This is a genomic window from Streptomyces cinnamoneus, assembly GCF_014650495.1.
Taxonomy (GTDB): domain Bacteria; phylum Actinomycetota; class Actinomycetes; order Streptomycetales; family Streptomycetaceae; genus Streptomyces; species Streptomyces cinnamoneus.
Window position 1 is genome coordinate 18,672 of sequence record NZ_BMVB01000002.1, and the last position, 19,177, is coordinate 37,848.

General features: G+C 72.8%; 11 protein-coding genes and 1 tRNA gene. 5 read left to right on the top strand and 7 right to left on the bottom strand.

What is annotated here, in order from left to right:
* Positions 1 to 292: 292 nt before the first annotated feature.
* The 3 genes from IE182_RS02635 (at position 293) to IE182_RS02645 (ending at position 3,960) form a co-directional block, all read left to right on the top strand.
* Entirely contained in the window at positions 293 to 1,321 is a 1,029-nt protein-coding gene (locus IE182_RS02635) for a rod shape-determining protein (RefSeq protein ID WP_190107989.1), read from the top strand.
* 133 nt (positions 1,322 to 1,454) lie between these two features.
* Complete coding sequence (locus IE182_RS02640; RefSeq protein ID WP_190107990.1) at positions 1,455 to 1,910, top strand: tellurite resistance TerB family protein; 456 nt, start codon at positions 1,455 to 1,457, stop codon at positions 1,908 to 1,910.
* A gap of 262 nt (positions 1,911 to 2,172) precedes the next feature.
* Positions 2,173 to 3,960, top strand: coding sequence for a S8 family serine peptidase (locus tag IE182_RS02645; protein WP_190107991.1), 1,788 nt, complete (start codon positions 2,173 to 2,175; stop codon positions 3,958 to 3,960).
* A gap of 165 nt (positions 3,961 to 4,125) precedes the next feature.
* On the opposite strand, the gene IE182_RS02650 is transcribed toward IE182_RS02645, so the two are convergent.
* Positions 4,126 to 5,238 (bottom strand): type III polyketide synthase, encoded by a 1,113-nt coding sequence (locus IE182_RS02650; RefSeq protein ID WP_190107992.1) that lies wholly within the window; start codon positions 5,236 to 5,238, stop codon positions 4,126 to 4,128.
* A gap of 433 nt (positions 5,239 to 5,671) precedes the next feature.
* Here IE182_RS02650 and IE182_RS02655 point away from each other — a divergent pair, with 433 nt between their 5' ends.
* Complete coding sequence (locus tag IE182_RS02655; RefSeq protein WP_190107993.1) at positions 5,672 to 6,445, top strand: SDR family NAD(P)-dependent oxidoreductase; 774 nt, start codon at positions 5,672 to 5,674, stop codon at positions 6,443 to 6,445.
* A 93-nt stretch (positions 6,446 to 6,538) separates the two neighbouring features.
* Here the strand turns inward: IE182_RS02655 and IE182_RS02660 are convergent, their stop codons facing one another.
* Positions 6,539 to 7,666 (bottom strand): ScbA/BarX family gamma-butyrolactone biosynthesis protein, encoded by a 1,128-nt coding sequence (locus tag IE182_RS02660; protein WP_190107994.1) that lies wholly within the window; start codon positions 7,664 to 7,666, stop codon positions 6,539 to 6,541.
* A gap of 112 nt (positions 7,667 to 7,778) precedes the next feature.
* On the opposite strand from IE182_RS02660, the gene IE182_RS02665 reads away from it, so the two are divergent.
* Positions 7,779 to 8,426: a ScbR family autoregulator-binding transcription factor gene (locus IE182_RS02665; protein WP_190107995.1), complete on the top strand. Its 648-nt coding sequence runs from the start codon at positions 7,779 to 7,781 to the stop codon at positions 8,424 to 8,426.
* A gap of 152 nt (positions 8,427 to 8,578) precedes the next feature.
* On the opposite strand, the gene IE182_RS02670 is transcribed toward IE182_RS02665, so the two are convergent.
* The 5 genes from IE182_RS02670 to topA form a co-directional block, all read right to left on the bottom strand.
* Positions 8,579 to 8,655: transfer RNA gene (locus IE182_RS02670), tRNA-Thr, on the bottom strand.
* A gap of 132 nt (positions 8,656 to 8,787) precedes the next feature.
* Positions 8,788 to 10,338 (bottom strand): alpha/beta hydrolase, encoded by a 1,551-nt coding sequence (locus IE182_RS02675; protein ID WP_190107996.1) that lies wholly within the window; start codon positions 10,336 to 10,338, stop codon positions 8,788 to 8,790.
* Between the two features lie 359 nt (positions 10,339 to 10,697).
* Entirely contained in the window at positions 10,698 to 11,918 is a 1,221-nt protein-coding gene (locus tag IE182_RS02680; RefSeq protein ID WP_190107997.1) for a DNA polymerase III subunit delta', read from the bottom strand.
* Positions 11,919 to 12,239: 321 nt separating this feature from the next.
* A complete protein-coding gene (gene tmk, locus IE182_RS02685; RefSeq protein WP_190107998.1) occupies positions 12,240 to 15,926 on the bottom strand; it encodes a dTMP kinase in 3,687 nt (1,228 codons plus the stop codon).
* A gap of 298 nt (positions 15,927 to 16,224) precedes the next feature.
* Entirely contained in the window at positions 16,225 to 19,086 is a 2,862-nt protein-coding gene (gene topA / locus IE182_RS02690; protein ID WP_190107999.1) for a type I DNA topoisomerase, read from the bottom strand.
* Positions 19,087 to 19,177: the final 91 nt, after the last annotated feature.

The following is a 19,177-nucleotide window of genomic DNA, read 5'->3' on the forward strand; positions in this document are numbered from 1 at the left end:
AGACCGGCCATGCCGCCAATGGGGGGAGGCATGGAAGGTCCGGGGGAAAGCTGGGGGTGGGTGGGGGGCAGGGGGGAGGGGGACCCCCCAGGCACACACCTCACCCATCTCCACCCCCGTCCGCGCCCCCGCCCCACGGCCTGTACACCCACCCGCCCCCTGACTGCCCGTCATCGCCGCTCCCCCGGGCGGCGCATTCCAGCGGGCAGTGCGGCGCGCCTCCTTGCACGATGGCCGAAGGGGCCGCCATCGGACGGCCCCGATCCGTCGCACCCCAGGCAGGTACCCCGCCATGACCCTCAGCCTCGACCAGCTGAGCCGCTGCACCGTAGCCGTCGATCTCGGGGCGGCCAGGACCCGCGTCTATCTCAAGGACACCGGCCTGGTCGTGGACGAACCGAGCCTGGCCGCGATCAACACCCGAACGGGCTCGCTGATCGCGGTCGGCACGCTCGCCGGCGGCATGGCCGGCCGCACCCCCGGTCACATCCGCGTCGTACGCCCCATCTCCGGCGGCACGGTCGTCGACATCGACATGGCCCAGCGCATGCTGCGCTTCCTCGTCGACGACAAGATCCGCCGGGCCTGGCGGCGCAAACCCCTGCTGCGGGCCGCGGTCTGCCTGCCGCACGACGCCGAGCCGATCGCGCAGCGGGCCGCCGTCGAGGTGCTCAACGCGCTCGGCGCGCGCCGCGTCGAGCTGGTCGACACCCTCATCGCCGCCGCGGTCGGCTGCGGACTGCCCGTCGAACAGCCGGAAGCATCGATGATCGTCGTCTGCGGCGCGGCGTCCACGCAGGTCGCCGTCCTCTCCCTGGGATCGATCGTCGCGGCCGAGAAGGTGCAGGTCGGCGGGGACGCGATCGACTACGCCGTGATCCAGCACCTGCGCAGCGAACACGAGCTGATGCTGCCTTCCCAGGGCCTGCACCCCCTGCACCTCGCCCTCTTCGACCGTTACGCGGTCAGTGCGGAGGCAGAGGTCCGCGGCCGGGACGTGGCCACGGGTCTGTCCCGCACGGTCCTCGTGAACACCGCCCATGTCCGCGAGGCCATCCAGAAGCCGCTCACGGCCGTGATCGACGCCATCGGGCGCGTACTGCGCGAATGCCCGCCCGATCTGGTCGCCGACCTTGCGGAACGCGGCGTCATGCTGGCGGGCGGAAGTGCGATGCTGCCGGGGCTGGACACGATGATCGAGGAAGCGACCGGCATGTTCGTCCGTATCGCGGACCAGCCCGACGTCTGTTCCGTGGTCGGACTGGGCGCCATGATCGAGGGAAAGATCAAGCCACTTCATCTGGACCCCATGGCGAGCTGAAGGGGGCGGGATCGCGCCCATTTCCGGCCCGCTCCCGCTCGATTCGGCTTGTCTCCGCCCCCTTGGGAACTTCTTTACCCCCCGGAACAGTTCTGCAGGTGCACCCCCTATTTCACAAGGAGCAATACGCACCATGGCGCTCTGGGACCGGCTCAAGGATTCGGCCACGACGATGCAGGGCCAGCTGCTGGCGAAGAAGAACGAGCTCAAGAGCGGGGCGTTCCGTGACGCGAGCATGGCAATGTGCGCTCTGGTGGCGGCTGCTGACGGTTCGATCGATGCCTCCGAGCGGCAGCGCGTCGCTTCGCTGATCGCCACCAATGACGTTCTGCAGAACTTCCCGGCGGACGACCTTCAGGCGCGATTCAACGACTATTGCCAGAAGCTGACGGCCGATTTCGACTTCGGCAAGGTCAGCGTCATGCAGACCATCGGCAAGGTCCAGAAGAAGCCGACCGAGGCGCGCGCCGTCATCCAGATCGGCATTGTCATCGGTGGCGCCGACGGCGACTTCGACAAGACGGAACAGGCCGTTGTCCGCGAGGCGTGCTTCGCCCTCGGCATCAACCCGGCCGAGTTCGACCTCTGAGCCGAGTTCGACCCTCTGAGAGCCGGGTTCAGCCTCTGAGAACTGAGAGAACCGGGAGGGTCGAGTGGGCATGAGAGCGTCCGGCAACGGACCCGCTGCCGACAACGGCGCATAATCGCCCCACCCTCCGGCGGTGCGGGCGCGGTTCACCCCCGGGTGACCTGCGCTCGTACCGCCTGCACTCCCCCGGCGGACCGCCTCCCGCCCTGTCCGACGCGACCGCCTTGCCACGCGCAGTGATCTCGCAGCAGATTGTGGGCCCATGACGGACGGGCAAGAGCACCGCCCCGGCACGAGCGACCCCTGCGGAAGTCCCCACGGCATCCACGGCAGCCCCAACGGCAACCCCGCCCACGGCCCCCGCGCCGGCCATCCCGGCGCCTTCACCTACCTCCCCGCCGGCCACGAGCTGATCGTGGTCGCCGACCCCGCCGCCGCCCTGCGCGCGCATCCCGGAGGCATACGTTCCGAGGCCGGCGCCGACATGACCGCGCTGAACCGGTTCCTGACCGACGAGCAGCTCACCCTCGAACCCCTCTTCGGATACGGGCGTCCCGGGGGCCGCTCCGACGAGGAGGCGCACGACGACGGACTGCCGGCGCTCTTCCACCGCGTGCGCGGCACCGAGCGCCACCACCACGAGCTGGCCGCCCGGCTGGCCGTACTGCCGGGGGTCGACGGGGCGTACGTCAAACCGGGCGCCCTGCCCGCCTACGGCCCCCACAACGAGGGCGACACGGCCCTGGCCACCGCCACCCCCGACTTCACCGCCCGCCAGGGCTACCTCGGCCCCGCCCCCGGGGGCGTCGACGCGCGCTGGGCCTGGACGCAGCCCGGCGGTACGGGCGAGGGCGTGGGCGTCGTCGCCGTGGAGGGCGCCTGGCGGCTCGGCCACGCGGACCTGGGGCGCAAGCTCGCCGGCATCGTCGCCGGCACGCCCCTGGAGGACCCGGCATGGTGCAACCACGGCACCAGCACCCTCGGCGTGGTCGGCGGCGAGCGTACGAGCCGCGGCATCACCGGAATCGCCCCCGGCACGCTCACCGCCGCCGCGTCCTTCCCGGGCATCGGTTCGGCCCGGGCGGTGCGGGCGGCGGCCGACCGGCTGCCGCCGGGCGGACTGGTGCTGGTGGCACTGCACCGGCCCGGCCCGCGGTTCGGCTACCGCCACCGCGACGACCAGCGCGGCTGCATCCCCCTGGAGTGGTGGCCCGACGACTTCGCCGCCGTCCGCTACGCCGCCGCCCGCGGCGTGCTGGTCGTGGCGGCCGGCGGCAACGGCGGTGAGTGCCTGGACGACCCGCTGTACGAGGCGCGTCCGGACGGCTTCCCCTCCTGGTGGCGCAACCCGCTCGGGGCCGCCGGCCCGTCCTCGGGCGCGGTGCTCGTGGGGGCGGGCGCGCCGCCCCCGGGCACGCACGGCCGGGACCACGGCCCGGACCGTTCGCGGCTGGCGTTCTCCAACCACGGCGGACGCCTCGACGCCCAGGGCTGGGGCCTGGAGGTGACCACCGCGGGCGGACACGGCGACGGCGCGGGCGATCTGCAGGGCGGTGCGCGGCAGGACACCTGGTATACGGACGTCTTCTGCGGCACGTCGGCCGCCTCGGCGATGGTGGCGGGCGCGCTGGCCGCCGTCCAGGGCGTGCTCGCGGCGGCGGGCCGTGAGCCGCTGTCGCCGACGCGGGCACGCCAGTTGCTGCGGACGACGGGCTCGCCCCAGCAGGACGCGCCGGGCCGGCCCGCATCGCAGCGGATCGGCAACCGCCCGGACATCCGCGCGGCCGTCGGCCGGCTGCTGCCCTCGCGCGTCGCCTCCGGCACCGCCGAGCGCCTGTGGGACGAGCTCATTCCGTACCCTCCGGAACGCCCGCCGCAGCTGCGGCTGTACGTGGCCGGGGCGTGGCGCGGACTCGACAGCCCGGACCCGGCGGTACGGCAGGCGGTGCACACGGCGTTCGCGAGCGGCCGCGCCGGGAGCAACGGGAGCGTGCGCGTCTGGTACGCGGACGACAAGGTCGTCGGGTTGGTCGTCACGGACAGCCCGTAGGCGGTAAGCCGTAGACGGTAGCCCGCAGCCCGTAGCAACTGGGGCGCGGCGGCAGCCCGTCGAGGGTGACGGAACGGGCCCGAGCGCCGCGCCTCGTGGGCTGGGCGCGCCCGACGGCCACCACCCACGAGGCCGCGTCCAGCCGGGTGCCGCCCTGACTGCGCGTCAGGCCGGCTGAATCACCGACGCGAAGGCGCCCTGCTCGTCCTCACCGGAGTCGGGGCCGGGGCTCGGGCCGGTCCATGTGCCCAGCGCGATCTCGGCGGTGATGCCCGGCCCGAAGCCGGCGATGATGCCGCGGGCGTCGGCCGGAGCGCCACCGTCGACGAAGAGCCGCTCCAGGGCGTCGAAGATCACCGCGCTGGCGATGTTGCCGCGCTCGGTGAGCGTCTCCCGGCTGTAGCGGAACGTTTCGGGTTCCAGGCCGAGGTATTGGCTGAGGTCGTCCAGGATGCGCGGGCCGCCGGCGTGCACGATGTAGAAGTCGAGCTTGGAGACGTCCCACTGGTGGGGTTCCGCCATGTCGCGCATGGCGGGCGCGAGCATGGCCATGGTCCCGGGCACGCGCTTGTCCAGGATGAAGTGGAAGCCGGTGTCCCGGATTCCGTAGGAGATCCACTCCTCGGTGTCGGGCACGAGGTGCGAGCCGTTGCGCTCGATCCGTACGCCCGAACCGCCTTCCCCGCGCACGACGGCCGCGGCCAGGGCGTCGCCGAAGAGGCCGTTGGAGAGGAGGTTCCCGACGCCCAGGTCGGTCGGCTGGTAGAGCAGTGAACAGAACTCGCACGCAACGATCAGTACATTGGCCTGCGGGTACGCCTGACAGAAGTCGTGCGCCCGGTTGATGGCCGCGCCACCGGCGGCACAGCCCAGCTGCGCGATGGGCAACTGCCGGGTCTCGTTGCGGAAATCCATGGTGTTGATCAGCCATGCGGTCATCGACGGCATCATGAAACCGGTGCACGAGACGTACACGATGAGGTCGATGTCACGTGTCGTCAGCTCGGCGTGGTCGAGCGCCCGGCGGACGACGTCGGGCACGCGGGCCTTGGCTTCGCGTTCGTAGCGGGCGTTCCGCACGGTGAAGCCGGGGTGCTTGAGCGTGTCCTCGATCGGTTGAACGAGGTGTCGTTTCTGCACACCCGTGTTGCCGATCAGCCGGAGTGCGAGCTCCAGCTGCGGATGATCGCCGTGGAGGGTGCGCGCGAGGTGGAGGGTCTCCTCCCTCGTGATCACGTGCTCGGGGACGGCGATCGCCGGTCTGCAAAGTGTCGCCATAACGGCCTCCCAGTCGCGTCGGTTCTCGATGCCCAGGGCCGCCGAAAAGGCGTGCCAGCTTATGTGCAGTGCATGCCGCACAGGGAAGCGCGCCACACCTATGCTCGGAAAGTTCACCCGAAGAGCGGACTTATCCACACAAAGTGAACTGACGTCCGTCGAACGCCATGGGAAGTCCACCGGGAAGGCACAGCTTTCCCACAGAATTGACGGAGAAACGGCATACATACGATCAATACAGCTGATATCGCACGCGCGTCTCCTGGACCGCCGCCGACCACTCCCCCGGCCACCCCGGAGCCCCTCGCCGCCCCCGGCCCCGCCCCCGGCCCCGACCCTCTCCGGGCCTCCTCCGGGCCTCCTCCGGGCCTCCTCCGGACCTGCGCCGGGCCGCCCTCCGGGCCGGTCGTCCGCCCTGGCACACTGCACACTCATGACCAGCACGAGAAATCATCTCCTTTCCGGCAAAGTGACCTTTATCAGCGGCGCGAGCAGTGGCATAGGCGCGGCGGCGGCCCGCGTGTTCGCGCGCGAGGGCGCGACGGTCGTCCTGGCCGCCCGCCGCGAGGACCGGCTGGCCGCCCTCGTCGAGGAGCTCGGCAGCCAGGGCGCCGAGGCCGCGTACGTCGTCGCCGACGTCACCCGGGAGGAGGACGCGCAGCGCGCCGTGCAGTTCGCGGTCGAGCGGTACGGGCGGCTGGACGCGGCCTTCAACAACGCCGGCATCGGCGGTGACCGCACCCCCATGCACCTCATGGGCGCCGACGTCTACGACGCGATCATGGAGACCAACGTCCGCGGCACGTGGAACTGCATGCGCCACCAGCTGGCGGCGATGCTGGAGAACGGGGGCGGCGCCATCGTCAACAACAGCAGCGTCGGCGGCCTGGTCGCCATCCCCGCCGCCGCGCCGTACATCGCGTCCAAGCACGCCGTCGTGGGACTGACCCGGGCTGCGGCCGACGAGTACGCGAAGCAGGGCATCCGGGTGAACGCCGTTGCGCCGGGGACCACGCGCAGCGAGATCACGACGGACTGGTTCGACCGCAACCCGGGTCTGGAGGACATGGTCAACGCGATGACGCCGCAGGCCCGGACGGCCGACCCGGAGGAGATCGCCGAGGCGGTGGCCTGGCTGCTGAGCGACCGCTCGCCGTTCCTCACGGGCGTGGTGATGCCGGTGGACGGCGGCTTCGTCAACCAGTGACGGCCGCCGGGCCCGGGAGGCGGCGCCTCCCGGCTCGGGGACGGCGCCTCCCGGCTCGGGGACGGACCGAGGCGGGGGGCCCGGCCGCCCCGCTCAGTCCAGCAGCCCCCGCAGCCCGATCCGGAAGGCGGCCTCCCCGTTCTGCTCGCCGATGACCTCGACGAGCGTCCGGCCGGCGGCACCGACACCGGCACCCGAACCGGCACCGGAGGCGTCAGCAGCACCGGCGACGTCGCCGACACCGTCAGCACCCTCGGCACCATCACCGTCACCGTCACCGTCGGCGGGCAGCACCCTGGCGGTCAGCCGGCACGGGGCGTCGAACTCGACGTACCGGCTGAAGGACGTGGTCACGTCCGTCGGCACGAGGACGGCCGGCGAGACGGCCGCCTGGGCGGCCTGGGCGGCCGCCCCGAGGAGGGACAGCCCGGGTACATGGTCGACGGGGTGGTCGAACATGGCCTTGTTGGTGACGTCGTTGCGCAGCAGCCAGGCCCCCGGCCGGTCCGTGGCCGCCAGGACGACCTCCGAGGCCGAGCGGCAGCCGACGCTCGCCGCGGGCACCGGCGGCGGCACCTCCCACGCGCCCCAGGCCGGCGAGAGGTACGGGCCGCGGAGCCGGCGATAGACGTCGGGGGAAATCCACGCGGAACGGGAGTGGGCACGCATCACCACCTGACGGCCCTGCCGGACGGTGAAATCCATCGTTTCGGTGCCCAAGGGACGGGCGCCCCGCCCGTCTTTCGCCGGTGAACACCTCAGATCCACGGTGAGGCGCAGAGGTCCATTCCCGTCCACGGGCAGCGTCGGGGCAATGCTGTAGTTCAGGTCCCACAGCAGCGATTGATGATCAAGAGGGATGCCGAACTCGGCATGGGAAATGGCGAGTCCACACTGCCGCACCGTCTGCGCGGCAAGCACGGGATCGGGCCGGCGGCCTGATGTGCTGCCGGGCCACTCGACGGCGAGTGTGAATTCCCGGGGGCCCCGGCGGGCCCAGCCGTAGACCAGGACGGATTCCTCGTCGTGGAAGTGGACGAGTTCCTTGGCGACCCGGCCCCCGCCCAGGTGGGGGGCGGCGGAAGGGGATGTTACGGGCGCTTCTGAGGCAACCTGTCCGGAGTCCGCCGCATAGGCCGGGAGCGCCGGAGCACCGGAACCGGTTGCCGATTTCGGAATTCCGGGCACCAGCGTGCAGGATTGCTGCAGAGATACGGACATGATCCCCCCTGGGGCGCCAAGGCGTAGGACTGAGCACGAAACACTGGCCGCCAAAGATACCTACCTATTGGTACATTCCAATGGGGGCCGTTGAAGAGAAGGAGGGGTTTCCGTGGCGCAGCAGGAGCGCGCAATCCGGACCCGACAGGTGATTCTGGAAGCCGCCGGGAGAGTCTTCGACGAGTGCGGTTACGAAGCGGCCACGATTTCCCAGATCCTTGCCCGCGCCGATGTGACGCGGGGTGCCCTGTACTTCCATTTCAGCTCAAAAGAAGATCTTGCTCGCGGCGTTCTCGGCGAGGCCGTGACGACGGAGGGCGTGGTACCGCAGCAGTTCAAGTTGCAGGAGCTGCTGGACACTTCGCTGCTCCTCGCCTACCGGCTGCCCCGTGAGCCGATGCTGCGCGCCTCGATCCGGCTGTCGGTCGACATGCGCGCCCGCGCGCTGTTCGGCACCAGCTGGCCGGACTGGATCACCGTCGGCGCCGAGCTCCTCGCGGACGCGAAGGCCCGCGGCGAGCTCCTCCCGCACATCGACCCGGTGGAGACCTCGCGGCTGCTGGTCGGCGCCTGGACGGGCGTTCAGCTGATCTCGGAGGCCGTGGCGGAGCCCCCGGAGCTGGTCCGCGAGATCTCGCTGCTCTTCCAGCTCCTGCTGCCGAACATTGCCGTGCCCACGGTCCTGGCCCGCCTCGACATCTCTCCCGAGCGACCCCTCCGCCTGCGGGCGGCAGCCGCGGAACCGGCGGGCCACGCCTGACCGGCCCGGCCGGGCACCCGGCCCCGGCTTCCCCCGCCACGGCCCCGGCGCGCACCGCCGGGGCACCGGCCTGAACCGACCGCGGTGTCCGCCAACACCCGCCGAACGAGGAAAGACCACCCCTGAACGTTCAGGGGTGGTCTTTCCGATGATGGAGCCGCCTTCGGGATTCGAACCCGAGACCTACGCATTACGAGTGCGTTGCTCTGGCCAACTGAGCTAAGGCGGCACCGCTGCGGAAAGCCGAGGTCGGCATCAGCAGCGGGCCCAAGTTTACACAGTTTTCCGAGGTGCTCCGCACACGGTGGTCCGGGAGGGGTCCGGGCAGGTCAGGGGCGGTCGTGGGGGGCAGGGGCGCGGGTCAGGAGCACTTGCGGGAGGTGGGGGGCGGGGTGGTGGTGAGCAGGTAGTCGTTGATCGCGGAGTCGACGCAGGAGCTGCCGCGGGTGTAGGCGGTGTGACCGTCGCCGTCGTAGGTGAGGAGGCGGCCCGAGGAGAGCTGGGAGGCGAGGGCGCGGGCCCAGGGGTAGGGCGTGGCGGGGTCGCGGGTGGTGCCGACGACGAGGATGGGGGCGGCGCCCGGGGCCGTGATGCGGTGGGGGGTGCCGACGGCCGGGACGGGCCAGTACGCGCAGCTCAGCGATGCCCAGGCGAAGCTCGCGCCGAGGGCCGGGGACGCCTTCTCGAAGTCGGCGAGGGACCGGCGGACGGCGCCGGGGGTCTGGAGGGCGGGCGGGAGGTCGAGGCAGTTCACAGCCGAGTTGGCGGGCATGAGGTTGGCGTAGACGCCGCGCTCGTCGCGCTCGTAGTAGGCGTCGGAGAGCCGGAGCAGCAGGGCGCCGTCCCCGCGTTGGGCGGAGCGCAGCGCCTTGCGGAGGATGGGCCAGGTCGTCTCGTCATACATGGCGGAGATCACACCGGTGGTGGCGAGGCTCTCGGTCAGCTGACGGGACGTACCGGTACGAAGCGGGCGCCGGTCGACCTCGTCGAAGAACATCTTGAGGCGGGTGCTCGCGACCTCGGGCCGGCCGCCGGCTTCGAGCGGGCAGTCGTCGTGCTGGGCGCAGTCCTCGGCGAAGGAGGCGAAGGCGGTCTGGAAGCCGGCCGTCTGCTCGCGGTTGACCTGATCGGCGCTGAGGGAGGGGTCCAGCGCGCCGTCGAGGACGAGCCGGCCGACGCGGGACGGGAAGAGGCCGGCGTAGGTGGCACCGAGGAACGTTCCGTAGGAGGCGCCGACGTAGTGCAGCTTGTCGTCGCCGAGGGCGGCCCGGAAGACGTCCATGTCGCGGGCGGCCTCGACGGTGGAGACGTGGCGGAGCAGCTTGCCCGAGTGCTCGGCACAGGCTTCCGCGAAGCCCCTGTACGCGGCGGTGAGTTCGCGGACCTCGTCGGCGTCGTCCGGGGTGGTGTCGACCTGGGTGAAGGCGTCCATGTCGGCGTCGGAGAGACAGGTGACGGGTTCGCTGGCCGCCACGCCGCGCGGGTCCATGGCCACCATGTCGTAGCGGGCGCGGACGGGGGCGGGGTACGAGGAGGCCGCGTACCCCTGGAGGAAGCCGATCGCGGAGCCGCCCGGGCCGCCGGGGTTGACCATGAGGGAGCCCAGGTGCCTGCCGGAGCCGGTGGCCTTCTTGCGGGAGACGGCGAGCCTGAGGTCGCTGCCGGTGGAGGGCGCGGCGTAGTCCAGCGGTGCCCGCAGCGTGGCGCACTCGAAGTCCCTGCGTTTGCCGGGGCAGGCGTGCCAGCTGAGCTTCTGTTCGTAGTAGGGGCGCAGGGCGGTGGGCACTTCCTCGTGCGCTCTGCCCGATGCCGCCGAGCTCGGCGCCGCACCTCCCGAGACGGCGGCGGAGACGAGCAGGGCCGCGGTCGCGGCCAGTGTGCCGGAGACGCGGAGCAGGCGGCTGGTGTCCATCGGCTGGTCCCTCTGTGTGGGAGACAGGTGGCAGGGCAGGACCTGCGGCACGGGACGGACGCACGGGGAGACGCGGTGCGGTGTGGTGCGGACATGCCGGCCGGGCGGGCGGGCAGGCATGCCGACGTACCGACGGCATACGTCACATGTCGTACATACGTAAATGCGGAGGACCTACACGGGCAATACGGAGCGTATCCGGACGGATACCCCAGTTGGCCAGCCTTACGGGCCACTACGCCTCGTACGAGTGAGGAATCACCCAACCTGCGGTGTGCCCCGTCCCAGCCGTACTAGTCCGCTCGTCCGTTTGTCCGCCCGTTCCTCCGTCCGCCCATGGCCTGGCCGCCGTCGCTTCGTCAGCCCGCGCGCAGGGCCACTGCCATCGCCTCGACCGCGAGCAGCGGGGCGACGTTGCGGTCGAGCGCCTGTCTGCAGGCGCTGATCGCTTCGATGCGGCGCAGCGTCCCCTCCGGCCGGGAGGCCGAGGCGACCCGCTCCAGGGTGTCACGGGCGTCCGCGTTGGCCAGGGCGACGCGCGAGCCGAGCTGGATCGCCAGCACGTCGCGGTAGAAACCGGTGAGGTCGGAGAGGGCCAGGTCGAGGCTGTCGCGCTGGGTGCGGGTCGCGCGACGCTTCTGCCGGTCCTGGAGCTCCTTCATCGCGCCCGCGGTGCCGCGCGGCAGGCGGCCGCCGGTGCCGGCCGCGGCGCCGAGCGCGGCCCGCAGTTCCTCGGTCTCCTTGGTGTCGACCTCCTCGGCGACCTGCTTGGCGTCCTCGGCGGCGGCGTCGACGAGCTCCTGGGCCGCCTTGAGGCAACCGCCCATGTCCGCCACGCGCAGCGGCATCTTCAGGACGGCCGCGCGGCGGGCACGGGCGCGCTCGTCGGTGGCGAGGCGGCGGGCGCGGCCGATGTGCCCCTGGGTGGCCTGGGCCGCCTGCGCGGCGAGCGCCGGCTCGATGCCGTCCCGGCGGACGAGGATGTCCGCGACCGCGGCGACGGGCGGGGTGCGCAGGGTCAGCGACCGGCAGCGGGAACGGATCGTCGGCAGCACGTCCTCCAGCGACGGGGCACAGAGCAGCCACACCGTGCGCGGAGCGGGCTCCTCGACGGCCTTGAGGAGGACGTTGCCGGCGCCTTCGGTCAGCCGGTCCGCGTCCTCCAGGACGATGACCTGCCAGCGGCCGCCGGCGGGCGACAGCTGGGCGCGGCGGACGAGCTCACGCGTGTCCTTGACGCCGATGGACAGGACGTCCGTGCGGACGACCTCGACGTCGGCGTGCGTGCCGACCAGGGTGGTGTGGCAGCCCTCGCAGAAGCCGCAGCCGGGGGCCCCGCCGAAGGCACGGTCCGGGCTGACGCACTGGAGGGCGGCCGCGAAGGCCCGGGCGGCGGTGGCCCGGCCGGAACCGGGGGGCCCGGTGAACAGCCACGCGTGCGTCATGCTGGACCCCGACGCGTCCGGCGACGGGCCCGACGCCGCCGCCTCGGCGGTGACCAAGGCGTCCGCGTCGCGCGCGGCAGCGGCGAGCTGCTCGATCACCCGGTCCTGGCCGACCAGGTCGTCCCACACCGCCATGGCTGTCCTCCACGCGCCGCCGCTACTGCCCGCTGCCGTCCGTCTTGCGGCTTTCCATTGTGGGCCACCCCACTGACACCCCGAACCAGACGACCGGCACCGGGCGAGCGCCGGGGTGGGAGGAGCGGGGGCCTGACGATCCTCGGCGCGGCGGTGACACGCAGGGCCGGGCGCCTGGCGGCAGGCCCGCGCAGCGCCGCCGGTGGCTCCTCCCCCCGGCCTCGGCCCGGCTCCCGGCTCCCGGCTCCCGGCTCCCGGCTCCCGGCTCCAAGCCGAAGGCCCGCCCGGTGCAGAGCAGCACCGAGCGGGCCTTCGGGGTGTCTATCGGCGCTTGCGCCCCTCGTCGTCCGTCGAGCCCGTCGAGCCCGACGAGTCCGTCGAGCGGTCGTCGCGGCGGCCGAGGAGGTCGTCGGCGAGGGTGGGGGCGTCGTCCTCTGCCCATTCCGGACGGCGACGTCTGCGGACGGGGCCCTGCTCGTACGCAGCGTCGTCGACGACGGGCGGCAGCTCGCGCGTCCGCTCCGCCTCCGGTTCGGCCGGCGCGGCGTCGTCGGGGCGGAACAGCCAGTCCGGCACACGGTCGGCCGGGTTCTCCGGCCGGGCCGACGTATCCGGTCGAGCCGACGTATCCGGTCGAGCCGACGTATCCGGTCGAGCCGACGTATCCGGTCGAGCCGGCGTCTTCGGCAGCACGGCCGTCTCGTCCTGATCCGCGCCGCCGTCGGTTGCCTTGGGCTCGACGCCCCAGGTGACGCGCTGCGCGGGCCCGCCGAGGACCGGTACGGGCGGGAGCACCGCCGTCTCGTCCTCCGCGTCCGTGCTGGCGGGCCTCAGCACAGCCTCCCGCGGGTCGGGCCGGTGCACGACCGGCGACTGGAGGGTCTGCGTCTCGTCCGCACCGCCGCTCGCCTCGGGCTTGCGCGGCGCCGGCGTCTCCACGGTCGGCGCGTCGTCCGCGGCGGCAGCCGACGGCCGCGACTCGGCGCGCCGGCCCGTTCCGGCAGTCCGCGGGTCGGTGACCCGCGGAGCGGGTGCCTCGGCCGCGGGCGCCTTGCGGAGCGAAGCGGTCCCGACGACGGGGGCCCGCCCCGTGGCGTCGGCACCGGCATCGGCGGCCCGCGGTGCGGGCGTGCCGACGGGCCGCACGCGCGCGTCCCGCGCGTCATCGCCCGTCCGCGGCGCCGGCGTCTCGACGGTCAGTGCGTCCGCGTCGGCAGGACGCGCCCCGGCGCCGTGCGTGCCGTCCGTGTCCCGCGCGTCGTCGGTCTTGCGCAGCGACGGCCTCTCCACCGTGGGCGCTTCCTCCGCCCCGGCCGGCCCGGCCGAACCTCGCGACGGCAACGGCGTCTCCACCGTCGGAGCGTCACCCGGCGTCCCGCCCGGCGTCCCGCCCGGCGCCTCCGCCGCCACGGCCGCTGCAGCCGCCGCTTCCGCGGCCACCCGCGCGCGCTCGGCGCGCAGCAGTGCCTCCTCGGCCTTGCGCTGCTTCTCCAGGCGGCGTTCCTCGGCCTCGGCCCGCAGCCGGGCCTCCTCCTCCGCCTGCTTGCGCAGGCGCTCCTGCTCGGCGGCCCGGGCGCGTTCCTCCGCCTCGCGGCGCAGGCGCTCCTCCTCGGCCGCCTTGCGGGCCTCCTCGGCGCGGCGGCGGGCCTCCTCCGCCTGACGTTCGGCTTCGCGCCGCTCGGCCTCCTCGGCCTCGCGCCGCTTGCGCTCCTCTTCCTCCGCGCGCAGACGGGCGAGCTGCTCCTGGCGCTCGCGCTCGCGGAGCGCCTCCTCGGCCCTGCGGGCGGCTTCGGCCTCGGCCTTGCGCCGCGCTTCCTCCTCGGCCGCCTTGCGGGCCGCCTCCCGGGCCTCGATCTCCGCCGCGGACAGCGGCAGCATCTGGTCGAGGCGGTGGCGGACGACCGTGGTGACGGCCTCCGGCTCCTGGCCGGCGTCCACCACCACGTAGCGGGCGGGGTCGGCGGCGGCCAGCGTCAGGAAGCCCGTCCGCACCCGCTGGTGGAACTCCGCCGGCTCCGACTCCAGCCGGTCCGGCGCCTCCGTGAAGCGTTCGCGCGCGGTCTCCGGCGAGACGTCCAGCAGCACCGTCAGGTGCGGGACGAGCCCGTCCGTCGCCCAGCGCGAGATGCGGGCGATCTCGGTCGGCGAGAGGTCGCGCCCGGCGCCCTGGTAGGCGACGGACGAGTCGATGTAGCGGTCGGTGATGACGACCGCGCCGCGCTCCAGGGCGGGCCGTACGACGGAGTCGACGTGCTCGGCGCGGTCGGCCGCGTACAGCAGCGCCTCCGCGCGGTCGGACAGACCGGCGGACGAGACGTCCAGCAGGATGGCGCGCAGCCGCTTGCCGATCGCCGTGGCACCCGGCTCCCGCGTGACGACGACCTCGTGGCCCTTGGCGCGGATCCAGTCGGCGATCGCCTGCACCTGCGTGGACTTGCCGGCGCCGTCACCACCCTCGAAGGCGATGAAGAAGCCGCTGCTGCTGGCTCCCTCGGACGGGTCACCCCCGCGCAGCGAGTCCAGCAAGTCCTTGTGGAAGGGCACGCCGTGCCGGTCGTCCGTCCGGCCCAGGACCAGTGCGCCGACGGGCAGCAGCAGCGCGCCGACGAGCATGAGCGTGAACGCCGCCCCTCCGTGCGCGAAGACGAAGCTGCCCTGCTCGATCCGGTACGGACCGATGGCCGCGGCGAGCACCGGCGCCGCGATCGCGCCCAGCGCGACGGTGACGCGGACGACCGCGTGCAGGTGCTCGGTCGTCCGGGCCCGCCGGCCCTCCTCCGTCTCCTGGTCGAGCAGGGTGTGGCCGGTGTTGGCGACGACGCCGGCGCCGACGCCCGCCAGCACGACGAGCAGCAGCACGGTCGTGGCGTCGGGCACCAGCCCGGCGGTCAGCAGGGCCAGGCCCGTCAGGGCGAGGGCCAGCGCCAGCAGACGGCGCCGCGAGAAGCCGGGCAGCACGCGGCGGGCGCCGCGGATGCCGGCGACCGGACCGCCGGAGAGCGCGAGGACGAGCAGCCCGAAGGCGACCGGGCCGCCGCCGAGGTCCATGGCCTGGAGCGCGGCGACGCCGACGGCCGCGGCGACCGCACCCGCGACGGCCGCGCAGGCCAGGACGAGCACCGGGATCGCGCCCGTACGGCCCTTGTCGGGCACGCCCTGGGCGGTCTTGGGACGGCGCATCCCCTCCAGCGGGGAGCGCACGCGCGGGGCCTGCACGCCCTCGGGGAGGACGGGCAGCCTGAGGACGTACAGGAAGGCGGCCGAGGTCGCGAACAGCCCGGCGGCGAGGTAGGAGGCGAGCGCCGCCTGGTGCTGGTGGAACCAGTCGATCCCGGAGCCGAAGAGATTGCTGACGAGCGTGATGGCGACGAGCCCGGCCGCCGCGACGGGAAGCGCGACGAAGGTCGTGCGCAGCGACAGCCGCCGCAGCGCCTCGTAGTGGTCCGGCAGCGGCCGCACGGCGGCACCCTCCGGCGGCGGTGCGGGCAGCAGCCCGGGCACGGCCCCGTCCTTGGCCACCGTCCACACGCGCTCGGCGCCGCCGACGACGAAGGCCGTGACCAGCAGCCACACGAGGGCCTTGTCGCCGGTCCAGTCGAGCCACGTGGGCGCGACGGCGAGCAGCGCGAGCCGCACCCCGTCCGCGCCGATCATGGTCCAGCGGCGGTCGAGCGGACCGGCGGGGGCGAAGAGCGTGGAGAGGGGGCCCAGCAGGACCGCACCGAGCAGCAGCGTCGCGAGCAGCCGCGCGCCGATGACGGCGGCGACCGCGAGGGCCGCACCCCGGTAGCCGCCCCCGAGGGAGCCCTCCGCGACCGCGGCCTGCAACGCCAGCAGCAGGAGCACGAGAAGGGCGAGGGCGTCACCGACACCGCCGGCGAACTGGGCGCTCCACAGCCGCCTGAGCGGACGGAAGCGCAGCAGGGCTCGTACGGCACGCTCGCGGGAGTCCGCGGCGAGTGCTCCGGATGTGGGGGTGTCCACTGGTGGCTGCTCGGCTCGCGTCATCCTGCCAGCCTATCCGGAGTGCCCCGATACGTGATGCCTCCCCGGACCCCTCACGCGAACGTGTGAACGAGCCGAAGTCGGATGAACGAGCGGCGGACGGTCCGGGGAACGCCGGAGGGCGGCGGACCGGAATCCGGCCCTCCGCCCTCCGTGCGTCAACCTCGCGACGGGCCGACCTCACGCGCCGACCTCACACACCCGCCTCGCGCGCCGCGGGACACCCCCGAGGCGCGCGCTGCAGGACGACCGCGGGGCGCGCACTGCGGTGCGACCCCGGCCCGGGACGGCCCGCGTGCGTCTACTCGGCGTCCGCGGCCGCCGAAGCCTTCGCCGCGGCGGCGGTCTTCGCCGTCGTCTTCTTGGCGGTCGTCTTCTTCGCCGCGGCGGTCTTCTTCGTCGCCGTCGTCTTCTTCGCCGCCGTCTTCTTGGCCGCGGTCTTCTTCGCCGGCGCCTTCTTGGCCGCCGCCTTCTTCGCCGGCGCCTTCTTCGCGGCCTTCTTGGCCGGGCCCTTGGCGCGCTTCTCCGCCAGCAGCTCGTAGCCGCGCTCCGGCGTGATCGTCTCGACGTCGTCGTCCCGGCGCAGCGTCGCGTTCGTCTCGCCGTCGGTGACGTACGGACCGAAGCGGCCGTCCTTGACCACGACCGGACGCTCGCTGACCGGGTCGGTGCCCAGCTCCTTCAGCGGCGGCTTGGCCGCGGCCCGCCCGCGCTGCTTGGGCTGCGCGTAGATGGCGAGGGCCTCCTCCAGCGTGATGCCGAAGATCTGGTCCTCGCTCTCCAGGGAGCGCGAGTCCGTGCCCTTCTTCAGGTACGGGCCGTAGCGGCCGTTCTGCGCGGTGATCTCCACGCCCTCGGCGTCCGTGCCGACGACGCGCGGCAGGGACATCAGCTTGAGCGCGTCCTCCAGCGTCACCGTGTCGAGGGCCATCGACTTGAAGAGCGAAGCCGTGCGCGGCTTGACGGCGTTCTTGCCCGTCTTCGGGGTGCCCTCCGGGAGGACCTCGGTGACGTACGGGCCGTAGCGGCCGTCGCGGGCGACGATCTGGTGGCCGGTGGCCGGGTCGGCGCCCAGCTCGAAGTCACCGCTGGGCTTGGCCAGCAGCTCCTCGGCGTACTCCACGGACAGCTCGTCCGGGGCGAGGTCGCCCGGCACGTCGGCGCGCTGGTGGCCCTCGGCGTCCTTCTCGCCGCGCTCCACGTACGGGCCGTAGCGGCCGACGCGCAGCACGATGTCGTTGCCGACGGGGAAGGAGGACACCTCGCGGGCGTCGATCGCGCCCAGGTCGGTGACGAGCTCCTTGAGACCGCCGAGGTGGTCGCCGTCGCCGTTGCCGGCGTCGGCGGCGCCGCCCTCGGGGCCCTCGCCGAAGTAGAAGCGGCGCAGCCACGGCACGGCCTGGGCCTCGCCGCGGGCGATGCGGTCGAGGTCCTCCTCCATGGAGGCGGTGAAGTCGTAGTCGACCAGTCGGCCGAAGTGCTTCTCCAGCAGGTTGACGACGGCGAAGCTCAGGAAGGACGGCACGAGCGCCGTGCCCTTCTTGAAGACGTAGCCGCGGTCGAGGATCGTGCCGATGATCGACGCGTACGTCGACGGGCGGCCGATCTCCCGCTCCTCCAGCTCCTTGACCAGCGACGCCTCGGTGTAGCGGGCCGGGGGCTTGGTGGCGTGGCCGTCGGCGGTGATCTCCTCGGCCGTCAGCGCGTCGCCCTCGGAGACCTGCGGCAGCCGGCGCTCACGGTCGTCGAGCTCGGCGTTGGGGTCGTCGGCACCTTCGACGTACGCCTTCATGAAGCCGTGGAAGGTGATGGTCTTGCCGGAGGCGCTGAACTCGGCGTCCCGGCCGTCGCTCGCCCGGCCGGCGATCTTGACGGTGACGGAGTTGCCGGTCGCGTCCTTCATCTGGGAGGCGACGGTGCGCTTCCAGATGAGCTCGTAGAGGCGGAACTGGTCGCCGGTCAGGCCGGTCTCCGCGGGGGTGCGGAAACGATCACCCGAAGGACGGATCGCCTCGTGCGCCTCCTGCGCGTTCTTGACCTTCCCGGCGTACGTGCGCGGCTTCTCCGGCAGGTAGTCGGCGCCGTACAGCTGCGTGACCTGTGCACGGGCGGCACCGACCGCCGTGTCGGACAGGGTCGTGGAGTCCGTACGCATATAGGTGATGAAGCCGTTCTCGTACAGCTTCTGGGCCACCTGCATGGTCGCCTTCGCACCGAAGCCCAGCTTGCGCGAGGCTTCCTGCTGCAGCGTGGTGGTGCGGAACGGCGCGTACGGGGAGCGGCGGTACGGCTTGGACTCGACGGACCGCACGGAGAAGGACGACTGCTCCAGGGCCGCGGCCAGCGCGCGGGCGTTCGCCTCGTCCAGGTGCAGGACCTGCGTGCCGTCCTTGAGTCGCCCGGTGGAGCCGAAGTCACGGCCCTGGGCCACCCTGCGGCCGTCGACCGCGCTCAGGCGGGCGGTGAAGCTGCCCGGGTCGCCGGCGTCGCCGGCCCGGCCCGTGGCGAAGACGCCGGTCAGGTCCCAGTACTCGGCGGAGCGGAAGGCGATGCGCTCGCGCTCGCGCTCGACGACGAGGCGGGTGGCGACGGACTGCACGCGGCCGGCGGACAGCCGGGGCATGACCTTCTTCCACAGGACCGGCGAGACCTCGTAGCCGTAGAGGCGGTCGAGGATGCGGCGGGTCTCCTGGGCGTCGACCAGCTTCTTGTTCAGCTCGCGCGGGTTGGCCACGGCGGCCTGGATCGCGTCCTTGGTGATCTCGTGGAAGACCATCCGGCGGACCGGGACCTTGGGCTTGAGGACTTCCTGCAGGTGCCAGGCGATGGCCTCGCCCTCGCGGTCCTCATCGGTGGCGAGGAAGAGCTCGTCGGATTCGGCCAGCAGCTCCTTGAGCTTCTTGACCTGATCCTTCTTGTCGGAGTTGACGACATAGATGGGCTGGAAGTCGGCGTCGACGTTCACACCGAGCCGGGCCCAGGGCTCGCCCTTGTACTTCGCCGGGACCTCGGCGGCCCCGTTCGGCAGGTCACGGATGTGCCCGACGCTCGCCTCGACGACGTATCCGGGGCCGAGGTAGCCCTTGATCGTCTTCGCCTTGGCAGGCGACTCGACGATGACGAGTCGGCGGCCGCCCTGTGCGGTCTCGCTGGTCGGGGACAACTTCGCTCTTCTTCCGGTCGACACTCGGTGTGGGCGTTTCGGTGTGGGCGTTGCGTGACGCTGCGGAGTGTGACGGTACATCCCGCCCCCG